The organism is Pseudomonas sp. UW4 (genome assembly GCF_000316175.1).
In the GTDB taxonomy this organism is placed as follows: Bacteria; Pseudomonadota; Gammaproteobacteria; order Pseudomonadales; family Pseudomonadaceae; genus Aquipseudomonas; species Aquipseudomonas laurylsulfatiphila.
Genome location: NC_019670.1, coordinates 3714299 through 3727577 on the forward strand (window position 1 = coordinate 3714299; position 13279 = coordinate 3727577).

The 13279-nt window shown below is 62.3% G+C and carries 13 protein-coding genes and 2 pseudogenes; 4 read left to right on the forward strand and 11 right to left on the reverse strand.

What is annotated here, in order from left to right:
- Positions 1-47: 47 nt before the first annotated feature.
- Complete coding sequence (locus PPUTUW4_RS16080; RefSeq protein WP_015095640.1) at positions 48-509, reverse strand: hypothetical protein; 462 nt, start codon at positions 507-509, stop codon at positions 48-50.
- Positions 510-1131: 622 nt separating this feature from the next.
- Here PPUTUW4_RS16080 and PPUTUW4_RS16085 point away from each other — a divergent pair.
- A complete protein-coding gene (locus PPUTUW4_RS16085) occupies positions 1132-1485 on the forward strand; it encodes a DUF6124 family protein (RefSeq protein WP_015095641.1) in 354 nt (117 codons plus the stop codon).
- A gap of 174 nt (positions 1486-1659) precedes the next feature.
- Here the strand turns inward: PPUTUW4_RS16085 and PPUTUW4_RS16090 are convergent, their stop codons facing one another.
- A complete protein-coding gene (locus PPUTUW4_RS16090) occupies positions 1660-2676 on the reverse strand; it encodes a succinylglutamate desuccinylase/aspartoacylase family protein (RefSeq protein WP_015095642.1) in 1017 nt (338 codons plus the stop codon).
- Positions 2677-2847: 171 nt separating this feature from the next.
- Between PPUTUW4_RS16090 and PPUTUW4_RS28205 the strand changes: the two are divergent.
- Positions 2848-3333: pseudogene (locus tag PPUTUW4_RS28205) on the forward strand (TetR family transcriptional regulator C-terminal domain-containing protein); the annotation flags it as partial.
- Here the strand turns inward: PPUTUW4_RS28205 and PPUTUW4_RS30310 are convergent.
- From PPUTUW4_RS30310 to PPUTUW4_RS30325, 7 genes and pseudogenes are all read right to left on the reverse strand, one after another.
- Positions 3289-4293: a DMT family transporter gene (locus tag PPUTUW4_RS30310; RefSeq protein ID WP_015095643.1), complete on the reverse strand. Its 1005-nt coding sequence runs from the start codon at positions 4291-4293 to the stop codon at positions 3289-3291. The pseudogene PPUTUW4_RS28205 and the gene PPUTUW4_RS30310 sit on opposite strands and share 45 nt — an antisense overlap.
- A complete protein-coding gene (locus PPUTUW4_RS16105) occupies positions 4293-4991 on the reverse strand; it encodes an ABC transporter permease subunit (protein ID WP_015095644.1) in 699 nt (232 codons plus the stop codon). The genes PPUTUW4_RS30310 and PPUTUW4_RS16105 overlap by 1 nt, the downstream gene beginning before the upstream one ends.
- Positions 4992-5009: 18 nt before the next feature.
- Entirely contained in the window at positions 5010-5723 is a 714-nt protein-coding gene (locus PPUTUW4_RS16110) for an ABC transporter permease subunit (RefSeq protein WP_007977785.1), read from the reverse strand.
- Between the two features lie 170 nt (positions 5724-5893).
- The gene (locus PPUTUW4_RS16115; RefSeq protein ID WP_015095645.1) at positions 5894-6676 is read right to left on the reverse strand and encodes a transporter substrate-binding domain-containing protein; all 783 of its coding nucleotides are present in this window, start codon (positions 6674-6676) and stop codon (positions 5894-5896) included.
- Between the two features lie 27 nt (positions 6677-6703).
- Positions 6704-8707, reverse strand: a complete 2004-nt coding sequence (locus PPUTUW4_RS30560) for an aminotransferase class I/II-fold pyridoxal phosphate-dependent enzyme (protein ID WP_015095646.1) — start codon at positions 8705-8707, stop codon at positions 6704-6706.
- A 157-nt stretch (positions 8708-8864) separates the two neighbouring features.
- Positions 8865-10265, reverse strand: a complete 1401-nt coding sequence (locus PPUTUW4_RS16125) for an MFS transporter (protein WP_015095647.1) — start codon at positions 10263-10265, stop codon at positions 8865-8867.
- Between the two features lie 115 nt (positions 10266-10380).
- Positions 10381-10467 (reverse strand): annotated as a pseudogene (locus PPUTUW4_RS30325) (metal ABC transporter ATP-binding protein); the annotation flags it as partial.
- An 8-nt stretch (positions 10468-10475) separates the two neighbouring features.
- On the opposite strand from PPUTUW4_RS30325, the gene PPUTUW4_RS16130 reads away from it, so the two are divergent.
- Positions 10476-11360, forward strand: a complete 885-nt coding sequence (locus PPUTUW4_RS16130; RefSeq protein ID WP_041474897.1) for a LysR family transcriptional regulator — start codon at positions 10476-10478, stop codon at positions 11358-11360.
- Between the two features lie 185 nt (positions 11361-11545).
- Positions 11546-11965 (forward strand): organic hydroperoxide resistance protein, encoded by a 420-nt coding sequence (locus PPUTUW4_RS16135; RefSeq protein WP_015095649.1) that lies wholly within the window; start codon positions 11546-11548, stop codon positions 11963-11965.
- A gap of 137 nt (positions 11966-12102) precedes the next feature.
- Here the strand turns inward: PPUTUW4_RS16135 and PPUTUW4_RS16140 are convergent, their stop codons facing one another.
- The gene (locus tag PPUTUW4_RS16140; RefSeq protein ID WP_015095650.1) at positions 12103-12555 is read right to left on the reverse strand and encodes a cupin domain-containing protein; all 453 of its coding nucleotides are present in this window, start codon (positions 12553-12555) and stop codon (positions 12103-12105) included.
- A 163-nt stretch (positions 12556-12718) separates the two neighbouring features.
- Positions 12719-13213, reverse strand: coding sequence for a helix-turn-helix domain-containing protein (locus PPUTUW4_RS16145; protein WP_015095651.1), 495 nt, complete (start codon positions 13211-13213; stop codon positions 12719-12721).
- Positions 13214-13279: the final 66 nt, after the last annotated feature.

Here is a 13279-nt window from a genome sequence, read left to right on the forward strand (position 1 = left end):
CCCTTCCTGCGCATCAACGCAGGAAGGGTTTTTTTATTTGCGGCTGATCACTCTTTAGCCTGGCTCAACTTGGTAAACAGCTCAGTCGGCACTTTCTTGCCGTTGGAGGTGTACTGGTTGGTGCGGAACTTGTACACCTCCCCCTCGGACAGGAAGCCGTCGCCGTTGGCGTCCATCGCCTTGAATTCCTCTGTGCCCTTGGGCGCCACGGCCAGCAGTTCCTTGAGCGACACGCGTCCGTCATCATCGGTGTCTGTGCGGGCGAAAGACGCATCGCCGCATTTGCCTTCACCGCACTTGCCTTCGGCCTGGGTCTTTTGGGCGCTGGCTTCGCTGGCACCGCATTTGCCTTCGCCACATTTGCCTTCGCTGGTCTTCTCGGCGGAGGCCAGTTGATAGCCCTGAGGCAAGGCTTCGGCGGAAAACGCCGAGGACGCGAAGTTGATACCGCCGACCAGCGCGACAGCGATCAGGCCAATACGGGTTTTGTTCGACTGGATACGAGACATGTTGATACTCCGGATCAATGGCGTGGCGGGACCACTTTTGGTCGTACCACAAGGGTTGATGAACCTGGTTGCGAGCTGCGTTGTGCTTCTCGCTTTGGCCGGTCTATTTGGCTCCAGTGGTGTATCCGGGCTGTATCCGTGATGAGTGGGTTTTGTAGGGTTGTAGTCGGATTTCGTGCGCTGATACACAGCGATACACGAAAGCTGGTATTCAGTGATCGGGGATGTTTTTTGCTTGCGCAGGGATCGCTCGACATTGCCCACGAGCGCTTGTTTAAAAAGGTTGTAGGGTATTTCCGGCGGGCTACAAGACCTTGCGTCGTTGCCTACGGGTACGCCAGAATCCGCCGGCTTGTGCGCTTAGGGGGCGGGTTCTATCGTTCGCGTGCCGCTGCTTACTCAGCGGCCGGGTCTGGAAACCCCGAAATGAAAATGGCGCCACTGCACCCTTCATAACCTATGCTTGCACGCTTTTCAGTGTGCACTCCGTTATGGCGGCTGTGCGCGGGAGACCTTCGGGTCTACCGGGTTGCCGTTTCCCCGGGTTTCCAGCCTGCGTACAGCTGCCACCTCTTCGCCTGGAAACGAACGTGGCAGCTTCAACCATGAAGCGGAGACTCCCATGTTCAAGGTCACCCCCAACCCGCCGGACACCGATCCGACATCCCCCTGCGAATCCGATTCAAACAGGCTCAATGAAGCCGCCGAATCCGCCTTCCACGTCCCCTCCACCGCAGACATCAAAGCCACACCGCGCACGCCTGGCACTCTGTTTACCGTCGACCCCGAGGCCGATACCGAAACGCTGATGGTGTATCTGGTCGAGACGCTGGCCTCGGTGGATGTGATGGTGCATCAGTTGGTGGATCATCTGGAGGGTGGGTCGCGCAATGCCCTGTTGGGGATTTCAAATAGTGTGATGCTGGCGGAGATTACGGCGAATCGGGTGTTGGATCAGATTGATCCGCGTGAATAAACACTGAAACGCTGACTAACTGCTTTTGTGGCGAGGGGGCTTGCCCCCGCTGGGCTGCGAAGCGGCCCCCGCTTTTCTTCAGTCCAGTCGTGCAGGCAGGTTTTGCGACGGCTTCGCCGCCGAACGGGGGCAAGCCCCCTCGCCACAGGGTGTGTGTTTGATGTTGGGGGATGGCTAGTTCGGGTCGAGCAAGCCGCCGCTCCAGTGACGTGACACCCGGCTGCCGGTGAATTTCGCCACGCCCATACCCTGGGCGATCAGTCGATCGCGATAGCGCGTCACCAGGCGCCCTGCTTGTTCGGCATGCAGGACCACTTCGGAAGTCGGGTCACCCGGGGTTCTGAGGATCCGGGCAAAGCGCTGCCCTTCTTCGACGAAATCTCCCAGCTCCTTTTCGAAGATCAGTACGCCGGGTTGCGGGGCGATGAGGGTTTCCATGTGGCCCATTTCCACGGCTTCGACAGGCCAGTCCGCTGGCGCCACGGACTCATCGATGACGCCGAACGTGCACAGCCAGTGGTACAGCCCTTCGGCATCCGACTCGGCGAATCGGTCGTTGACGTCGCCCTGCCCGCGCAGCTCCAGGGTCGCGGCCATGCGCCCTGCTGTGACGCCGTCGCGTATCCACGGGGCGATGATGGTTTCTTCAAACGAGCCATCGCCTCCGTCATCCCAGATGATCGCCACGTCCATCTTCATCGCCGCCGCCAGTTCGCGACCGCGGGGCCAGAAACTGCGGTGCACGTAGAGGTACGGCAAGGCTTCGTCATCGGTGTGCAGGTCGAGCATCACGTCGGCCGGGGCGGCCAGTTGCACCAGTTTTTTTTGCCATTGCTGGACGCAGGTCGAAGGTCGCGCCATGGCCGCCGACTGGTCGAACGCGCGATTGAAGTTGTGCCCGGTCGCGTCGTGGTAACGCCCGAGAATCCGGCCTTGGCGAAACTGGCCGATGCCCAGCGGATTGGCCTGTGGCACCACGGTCACCTGGCCCTTGAGCCGGCCTTGGGCTTCGGCGATCTGCAGCCGTTGCATCAGCACATGCAGGACCAGCATCCCGGCGATTTCATCGGCATGCACCCCGGCTTGCAGGTGCACGTTCGGCCCGCTGCCGTCGCCGGCATAGCGCCAGGCGCCGACCCGCACGGCATCGCCGTTGTTGTTGCTGACACTGAACGAAATATCCTGCGGCATTGGTTTTCCCTCCTGTCATGACCGTTGAAAAACGCTGTATCGCGGCTGTCGAGGCTGGTGATTGAACAGGTGTTCAACTAAGCTCGACAGCGTGGAAGCTCATCCAGGGACAGCCTTGTGACAACCGATGCCCCGAAAAACCGCCGCGCCGAACCCGAAGACCGCCGCGAAATGCTGGTGGCGGCCACCCTGCGCTGCCTGGGCCGCGACGGTCACGCCGGGATATCCGTGCGGCGCATCGCCACCGAAGCCGGGGTGTCCGTGGGTTTGCTCAACCATCACTTCGGCAGCATCGAGGCATTGATCGCCGACACCTACCAGCGGCTCGCGAGCGAGCTGACCACTGCCCTGCTCCAGGAAATCGAACAGGCACAGACACCTGCGCAGAAGATCGATGCCTTTCTCGAAGGCTCGTTTTCACCCAGGGTCATGGACCCGAAACTGCTCGGGGTGTGGGTGGTGTTCTGGAGCCTGATCCGTCACTCCGAACACGTCAGCCAGTCCCACGAAAAAAGCTACCGCGCCTACCTCGATCTGATCCGCCAGTTGCTCGACGGCCTGGCGGCCAGCGAAGGCTTCGTGATTCACGACACGCGCCTGGCCGCCATCGGCCTATCGGCGATGCTCGACGGTCTCTGGCTCGAGTGGTGCCTGAACCCCGAGACCTTCAGCGCCGCCAACGGACTGCATATCTGCCGTTGCTGGATAAAGGGGCTGCGTCACGGAGCATTCAGCACCGACGACGTCTTGTGAGGCGTGCCGGCCGAAGATCATCGCCAGGGTGCCGCTGACGGCGATCAGCCCAGCGCCGATCATCAGTGAGGTGTCCATCAGCGTGCCCCAGACCAGGCTCGACAGGGCAAACGCCCAGATCAAGCCGGTGTATTCGAACGGCGCGAGCAAGGTCGCGGTGGCGCGGCGGAAACTGGCGAACAGCAGGAACTGGCCGATGCCGCCCACCAGGCCGGCGCCGAGCATGCCCAGCCAGGCCGGTGTCGGCGAGGGTGTGTAGGTCCACGGCAGGGCCACCGCCATGCAAATCACAAACACCACGTTGGTGATCAGCATCTGTTCCAGCACGGAGGTCTGGTCATCCACTTGACGCAGCTGGATGTAGGTGAACGCCCAGCACATCGCCGCCAGCAGGGTCAGGACGATCGGCAACGGCTCGGTCATGTGGTCGGGGCGACAGGCAATGACCACCCCGACGAATCCGACGATCAGGCTGAACCATTGCCAGCCGCTGGCGCGCTCCTTGAGGATCACCGCCGCCAGCACCGTGACCATGATCGGCGCGGAAAAATACAGGGTGGTCATCTCGGCCAGGGTCAGGTCCCGGGCCGCCGTGTAGTACAACACCCAGGCCACTATCGACAGCAAGCCGCGCACCACCAGCAGGCGCCTGCTCGGTGAATGCCAGGCCCGCTGGATAACCCGCGAACGCCCCGCCAGCAGCACGGCCACGACCACCACGGCGGCGCGCCAGAACAGAATGGTGACCACCGAATAATCGGCCACCAGCCACTTGATGACCGCATCCTGCAACGACAGGAACGCGTAGCCCAGGGTGCACAGGCCAATGCCCTGCAGCGAGCGGTCGACGTTGGACGAGCTCATCAGGCCGACCTGCGCACGGGCGTTCCGCGCCGCTCGGCGAAGGCAAACAGCGCTTCGATCAGGAAGGTCAGGCAGACATAGACACCGGCCACCAGCAACAGGGGTTCGTACACTTGCAGGGTTTGCGCGCGGACCACGTTGGCGGCGCCGAGCAGGTCGATCACGGCGATGGTCGAGGCCAGTGCCGTGGACTTGAGCAGCATCACGGTCTCCCCCGCCAGGGTCGGCAACAGCAGGCGCAGGGCCCGGGGCAAGCGCACGCGCAGCAACGACTGGCGCGCGGTCATGCCAAAGGCCGACGCGGCCTCCATCTCACCCTTGGGCACCGCCAGCAGGCCTCCGCGAATCACTTCGCCGACATAGGCCCCCATCGACACCACCAGGGCGAACACGATGTACCAGTAGCCATCGCGCAGGTAAGGCCAGAGGAAGCTGCCGCGAATCAGCGGGAACTGGGCAAACAGGCTGCCCAGCCCGTAGTAGTAGATGTAGATCTGGATCAGCAACGGCGTGCCGCGCGTGACGCTGGTGTAGAACAGGCTGACCTTGGCGATCACCTTGTTTTTCGAGATCCGCGCCAGCGCCACCAGCACCGCCAGCAGGTAACCGAACACACTGGAGACCAACAGAATGATGAGGGTGGTTTGCAGCCCCCGGCCCAACAGCGCCCCGTATTCAACTATCCACGCTGGAATCATTTCATTCTCTCTGCCGGTTCAGTCAACAAGAGGCATCCAGCGACGAATGCGTCGCTCCAACCGTCCCGAAAGATAGTTCGACGCCAAGGTCACCGCGTAGTACAGCGCGGCAGCCGTGAGGTAGAACAACAGATAGTGGCGCGTCGAACCCGCGCCTTGCTTGGCGGTGTACAGCAGCTCGTTGGTGCCGACCACGCTGATCAGCGCGCTGTCCTTGATCAGGTTGATCCACAGGTTGGCCATCCCGGCCATGGCGTAAGGCGCCATGATCGGCAGCGTGACCCGGCGGAACAGACCGAAACCGTTGAGGCCGAATGCCTTGGCCGCTTCGATCTGGCCGAAGGGAATCGCCTGGATCGCCGCGCGGAAAATCTCCGAAGCGTAGGCGCCCTGCACCAGCCCCAGCACGACGATGGCCGCCAGCGGACCGCTGACGTTCACCACGCCGTAGCCGAGTTTGGTCATCAGTGAATTGAGGAGCATGGAGCCGACGTAGTACAGCAACAGAATCAGCAGCAACTCCGGCACCGCGCGGAACAAGGTGGTGTAGCCGCGCATCAGCGCTGCAATCGGCTTCGGCGCGCCGAGCTTGAGGCATGCCACCACCAGCCCGATGGCCAGCCCGAGCACAAAGGCCCCGGCGGAAATCTGCAGGGTCATCCAGAGCCCCTTCAACAGCGCACTGCCCCATCCCTGTTCGGTGAAATTGATCAGATCGAACATTGCCGGCATTTCAGTCTCCAGTATGCGGTCATGAACACACCGCCGGATCCTGTGGGAGCGAGCTTGCTCGCGATGAGGCCATGCCAGTCAATATCAATGCTGACTGAACCACCGCTATCGCGAGCAAGCTCGCTCCCACAGGGATCTGCTTTTCCTCAGGACTTGCGTTTAGCCAGTCGTCAGAACGCCGGCTTCACGCTGGTGCCGAAGTAGCTCTGGGACAGCTCGTCGTAGTCCTTGCTCGCCAGCAATTCCTGGATGGCCTTGTCGAGTTTGGCCTTGAGTTCGGTGTCGTCCTTGCGCAGGCCGGCGCCTACGCCTTTGCCGAAGATCGGGTCATAGGGCACGGTGCCGAGGTAGGCCAGGTCCTTGGCATCCGGGGTCTTGACGAACGAAGCCATGGCGGTGCCATCGGCCATCATCAGGTCGATGCGCCCGGCAATCAGGTCGGCGTTGGCCGAGTCCTGGGTGTCGTAGTACTTAACCTCGGCGATTTTTTCGTAGTAGGTCTTCAGGTAGCTGGCGCTCACCGTCGAGTTCTGCACGCCGATGATCTTGCCCTTGAGGTCATCCGGGTACTTCTTCACCGACGTCTCTTTCGGGCCGACGACGGCAATCGCCGAATCGTAGTAGGCCTTGCTGAAGGCGATCTGTTTTTCCCGTTCTTCGGTCACCGACATCGAGGAAAAAATCACGTCGATCTTCTTCGCCAGCAGCGACGGAATGATGCCGTCCCACGCCACTTCCTTGATCTCGCAATCGGCTTTCATTTCGCTGCACAGCTTGTGGATCAGGTCGACTTCAAAGCCCTTCCACTCACCGTTGGCCTGCTTTTCGGTGTACGGCGGATAGGGTTCGGCGGCCACCGCGAAGCGGATCGGTTGTGCCTGTGCCGCGCTCATGCCGGCCAGCATTACGCAGGCCGCACCGGTCAACCAGTTTGCAAAACGTCGATTTCCCATGTTGTTTTCCCGTCTTTTTATGATGAGTTAGCGAGTCTGATGAGCGTTGACGAATTGTCGGCAACGCTCGCTGCGTGGGTGTACGAACACTTCGTCCGGCGAACCGGTTTCCTCGATCAGCCCTTGATGCAGGAAGGCGACTTTGGAAGAGACATCGCGTGCGAACGCCATTTCATGAGTCACCAGGATCATGGTCCGGCCTTCTTCGGCGAGGGAGCGGATCACCCGCAGCACTTCCCCGACCAGTTCCGGGTCGAGTGCCGAGGTGGGTTCATCGAACAGCATGACCTTGGGCCGCATGGCCAGGGCCCGGGCGATGGCCACCCGTTGTTGCTGTCCCCCGGAGAGAAACGCCGGGTACTCGTTGCGCTTGGCCGCAAGGCCTACGCGTTCGAGCAGGGCTTCGGCCCGTTCGGTGGCCTCCGCACGGCTTTCACGCAGGACCTGGGTCGGCGCTTCGATGAGGTTTTCCAGCACCGTGCGATGGGGCCAGAGGTTGAAGTTCTGGAACACCATGCCCAGGCTCGACCTGATGCGCACCAGCTGTTTGGCGTCCGACACCAGTGGTGCGCCAGGACGATTCTGGTTGAGGTGAATGCTTTCGCCATCGACCAGGATGCGGCCCTGGTCCGGCACTTCGAGCATGTTGATGCAGCGCAGCAAGGTACTTTTGCCCGAGCCGCTGGCACCGATCAGGGAGATCACCTCGCCCTCGCGGGCGGTCAGGGAAACGCCCTTGAGCACTTCGATATTGCCGAAGCGTTTGTGCAGGTGATCGACCTCGATCATGGTCCTGGCCGCGACCGGTTCGACGGTAGCGGTACTGGTCACGGTGCCGATCACCGGCCTCGGCGCTTCACCGTTGAGTACCTGGACAAAGCCGCGAATGCGCTGGCAGGCCTGGGCCAGTCGCTCTTCACTGAGGGTGAACGAAAGCCGTACAAAACCCTGGGCCGGCTCACCGAATGCCGCGGCATCCAGGACCGAGACACCGGCTTCACGCAACAGGCGCCAGGCGAATTCCAGCGAGGTCAGGCCGGTGCCGCGCACGTCTACCAGCACGAACATGCCGGCATCGGGGTTGAGCACGCTGATCCCCGGGCAATCGGCCAGGCCGGACACCACCAGATCGCGGCGCCGACGATAGATCTCGCGCATGCCGTGGGTGACTTCATCATGGGACTGCACCGCCTTGAGCGCCGCTTCCATGACGAAACCGGGCAAGCCGTACAGCATGCTCAGCACCAGGGTCTCGACATGGTTGACCAGGGCTTCGTTGGCCACGACCCAGCCGATGCGCCAGCCGGTCATGGCATGGGATTTCGACAGGCTGCCGATCACCACGCAGCGCTCGGCCATGCCCGGCAACGCCGCCAGGCTCAGGTGTTCACGTTCGTAGGCGAGGCTCTCGTAGACCTCGTCCACCACCACCCACAGGTCATGGGCGATGGCGAGATCGGCGATGGCTTGCAGCTCTTCGCGACCCAGCACCACGCCGGTGGGGTTGTTCGGGTTGGAGAAGAAAATCGCCCGGGTACGCGGGGTGATGGCCTTGGCCAACACGGCGGCATCGAGGCGGAAACCCGAATCCGCCGCACAGGGCACCCGCACCAGCGTGGCGCCGGACGCCTTGAGCGTGGCTTCGTAGGTGACGTACATCGGGTCGAAGGCGATCACTTCGTCGCCGGCACCGAGCAGGCACATCGAGGTGGCGAACAAAGCGTTCTGCGCACCGGCGGTGAGAATGATGTTCGACGCCTGCAGTTCGCGGTCGATCAACCGGCTGTAGCGGCCGGCGATGGCTTCACGCAGCGCCTGGCGGCCGGCGATTTCGGTGTAGTGGGTATCCCCTTCGCGCAAGGCGTGGATGGCGGCATCGGTGATGAAATCCGGGGTGGGAAAATCCGGGTCGCCGACGCTGAGGATGATCACGTCCTCGCCGTTGCGCTGTGCCGCGTTGGCCGCGTAGTGAATATCCCAGGCGGCAACGCCTTGGCCACTGATCCGCTCTACAAAGGGTGAAAACCGCATGCCAGTGCCTCGTTCGAATTGAAGAAACGCAAGCCCGCAACCAGCCGGGGGAAGGTGGCCCTCAACATAGTCCAGACTGAACACTCGTTCAACAGAAAACTCACAAGGCTTCGCGTTCAGCGCAAACAGGTCGTTTTCACGACAGTCGCGCCGTTTTTCAACACGACGCGATCAGGCGCCGTGAAAGGATTTTGCTGACCGCGCCAATCGCCAGGACGATGCAGATCAGCCCCGCCGCAACCGCAAACGTCAAGCGCATCCCCTGCGCGATGGCCTCGGGTGGCGCCTGCAAAACATCATGGCTGGCCGTGCCGAAGGCGAACACGGCGCCCATCACGCCAGCGCCGGTGATCAAGCCGAGATTGCGCGACAACCCGAGCAGACCGGAGACCACGCCGCGCTCTTGCGGCGTGATGTCCGCCAGCACGGCGGTATTGTTGGCCGCCTGGAACAGCGCATAACCGGCGGTCATGAGCGCCAGTGGCACGATGTAGCCGAGCGCACCGAAGTTCGTCGGCACGGCAGGCAGGATGCAAGCGCCGGTCAGCATGGCCAGCAATCCGAGCGTGCCGGATCGATGTGCGCCCAATCTGTCGACCCATCGACCCGCCGGAACCCCGACCAGTGCGGCGACCAGCGGCCCCATCGACATCGCCAGGCCAACGCTCGCTGCATTCAGCGCCAGTGCGCCGGTGAGATAAAACGGCCCCACCACCAGGGTGGCCATGACCACGGTCGTCACCAGCAGGCTCATGGCGAAACCTGCGCTCAGCTGCAAATTACGGAACATCGCCGGTCGAACCAGCGGCGACTCGGCGCTGCGCTCGACGAACACAAACACGCCCGACCCCACCACGGCCACCAGCAGCAGTGCCGCGTTCAGCGGCGCAAAACTGCCGCGCCCGAGGGTCATCGCCAGCGCATAGGCCAGCAGCGTCAAAACCAGTACCAGGGTGCCGAGGACGTCGAAACCCGCTCGATCCGCCCTTTTCTCAGGGCCATCTTTCGGTAGAAAACGCTGCGCGAGGCCCATCGCCAAAACGCCCAGCGGCACATTGAGCAGAAAAATCGCCTGCCACCCGAAATTGGCAATCAGAAATCCGCCGAGGGTCGGGCCGAGCGAGGTGCCGATCGCCGACATCGTGCCGAGCAGGCCCATCGCACTGCCCAGTTTTGCCTTGGGCACCGCCTCGCTCACCAGCGCCATGGTCAACGCCATCATGATGGCCGCGCCGATGCCCTGCAGGGACCGGGCGGCAATCAGCCACCCGAGACCGGATGAGACGGCGCACAGGACTGAAGCGGCGGTAAACACAGCCATCCCGATCAACAACAAACGCCGACGGCCAATGATGTCGCCAAGTTTTCCGACGCTGACGATCAGCGCCGTGATCGCCAGCAGGTAAGCGAGCACCACCCATTGCACTTGCTGGAAGGAGGCCGAGAACGCGGCGGCCAGTGTCGGTAAACCCACGTTGGCAATGCTCGTGCCCAGGGATGACAGCAGCATGGACAGCGACAGGCTGGCCAGCGCGCCCCGAATCGATATGGACTTCATTTTTTCGCGACTCCGCAAATTGGTTGTCCTGAGCCTAAGCCCGGTCATAACATGGCGGAAGACGCAGCATATGCACTGAATACATGCACCAGACGCCATATGTTGAAAAACCATGTGGGAGCGAGCCTGCTCGCGAATGCGGTGCTTCATTCAACAGTGATATCGACTGGCCTGACGCCTTCGCGAGCAGGCTCGCTCCCACAGGAACCTATGCCCGACCTGAATCTGCTGATCACCCTGAACGTGTTACTGGAGGAAGGCAGCGTGGCCCGGGCCGCGCAGCGTTTGCGCCTGAGCCCGTCTGCCATGAGCCGGGCGCTGGCGCGATTGCGCGAAACCACGGGCGATCCGTTGCTGGTGCGGGCCGGGCGCGGACTGGTTCCCACGCCCCGGGCGCTGGAGTTGCGTGAACGCGTCGGCGTGCTCGTACAGGACGCCGAATCCGTCCTGCGCCCCGCCGAGGCACTTGACCTCGACCAACTGGCACGCACCTTCACCCTGCGCACCAGCGACGGCTTCGTGGAAAATTTCGGCGCGCCACTGATCGCCCGCATCCACCGCGAGGCGCCCGGTGTCCGCCTGAATTTCGTGCAGAAGCTGAACAAGGACAGCACCCTGCTGCGCGACGGTTCGGTGGACCTGGAAACCGGCGTGATCGACGAATCCACCAGCCCGGAAGTGCGGACCCGGATGCTGTTTCGCGACCGCTTCATTGGCGTGGTGCGCGAGGGCCATCCACTGGCTCACGGCGAAGTCACACCGGTGCGTTATGCCGACGCCCGGCACATCCTGGTTTCACGCCGGGGCCACGAAAAAGGCGTGATGGACGACGCCTTGACTGAGTTGGGACTGAAGCGGGAGATCATCACCATCGTCGCCGGCTTTTCGTCCGCGATTGCATTGGCGCGGGCTTCAGACCTGGTCGCCAGCGTGCCGCAGCGGCACGTCGGCAACCTGTGCCAGGGCATGCATTGCTTTGCGTTGCCCTTCCCCACGCCGCCGATCACGGTGTCGATGCTCTGGCACCCGCGCATGGACGCCGACCCGGCGCATCGCTGGCTGCGCGGTTGCGTGTGGGAGGTTTGCAGTCAATAACCTCCGGCGCCGCGCGCACTCCAGCGGTTTGTATCGAACTGTATGTCCCCCCGGCCACCTTACACAGCGATACACATCCGCCAGGTTCAGGACATATGTGCAGTACATGGAAATGAAACAGTGGGGCGCATCGGAAAGCGCAGGTTTTCCGAGCATTCCAGCGACCCACTGACAGGAAAAACACCATGATCAATGCAATCGAGACCGTGCTGTACACCGGCAAGACCCACACCACCGGCGGCCGCGACGGTCAGGCGCGCAGCACCGATGGACGCCTGGACATCCAGCTTTCGCCTCCCGGCTCTTCGGGCGCCGGCACCAATCCTGAGCAACTGCTGGCGGCGGGTTGGTCAGCCTGTTTCATCGGGGCGATGGGCAAGGCGTGCGTCGCGCTGAAGGTGGCATTGCCGAGCGATGTTGCGGTGGATGCCGAAATCGACCTGGGCAAGTCCGAAAATGCTTTCTTCCTTCAAGCCCGCCTGAATGTCAGCCTGCCGGGCCTGGACCCGGCCATCGCACGCAACGTGGTGGAACTGGCGCATCAGACTTGCCCTTACTCCAAAGCGACCCGCGGCAATATCGACGTCGAAATCAATCTGGTTTGACCGACGCGGACACCGCAATCGTTTTCGTTGTTGTGGGAGCGAGCTTGCTCGCGATGGTCGTTAACGATAACGCGTGTTTACTGGTTAAACACAGCGCTCTCGAGACCATCGCGAGCAGGCTCGCTCCTACAGTTGACCTACTCCTTGAGGATCAGCAGCGGCTGGCCTTTCTTGACGATGTAGGTTGCCAGCTCCGAGGCCTTGTCCTGGCCCACGTTCTTCGCCACATGCGCGACGCCTTCGGGGATGTACAACGAATCACCGGCCTTGAGCGTCACCGGTGCCCGCCCTTCCAGCTGATACTCGAAGGTGCCGCTGATCACGTGCGCCACTTCTACGCCGGGGTGGGCGTGTTTGGGTGATGTCACGCCCGGGTCGAAGTCCACGAGCACCTGAGTGACTTCGCGATCGGCGGCGCCCAGGTCTTCGCGTACCAGATCGGTGCGATGCAGGCCCTGCTGCCAGCTTTTCATCGCCGGAGCCGGCTGTGTTTCCTGGGCTTGAGAGAGACTCGCGAAGGCAGCGAGCCCTGCAGCGGTCAGAACCAGACCAAGCTTGCCGATGGTATGACGGGTGTTGATGCGCAACATTGCCTTTCCTCCAGTTGAACCCTGGCCAGCCGTGCCGAAAATGACACGGTGCCGGTGGTTGCATTAGAAGGCCGCCGTGTATCGCCCGAGTGTCTGGAAACCCCGGTTTTGTATGCCCGGGTAACGGCGGACGTTGCCGATACCTGCGGATACAAACCCGCCGCTAGCCCTTGAACGCTTCGCGCCGGGCACTGCGTTCGGCGACATAGGCGGCACTCGGTTCACTGATCAGGTCTGCGCGGCGCAAGGGCTGCCCGCAATGGGCGCACAGTGGACCGAGGCCGGCGGGCTCGCCGCAACTGCGGTGGGTATAGACCACCGCCAAACCTTCTCCGGGTGATTTGCACCAGGTTTCGCCCCAGGCCCGCAGCGCCAGCACCACCGAATGGAACGCATCGCCCTTTTCCGTGAGGTGGTATTCGTAGCGTTTGGGCCGTTCGCTGTAGGCACGTCGCTCCAGGAGCCCGTCGGCCTCCATGCTCTTCAAGCGCGCCGCGACCATTTGCGGCGTACCGCCGGTCTGCGCCTGGATTTCATCGAAGCGATGACTGCCCATGAACAACTCACGCAGCACCAGCACCGTCCAGCGGTCGCCCACGACGGCTTCGGCCCGGGAAATCGGACACAGGGTTTCAGAAACGGTTGCTTTCACCGACATGCGGTATTGCCTCTCGCCTAGTTACTATGATTATCATATCTACGTGAATTGCTGGCAGCTACACTT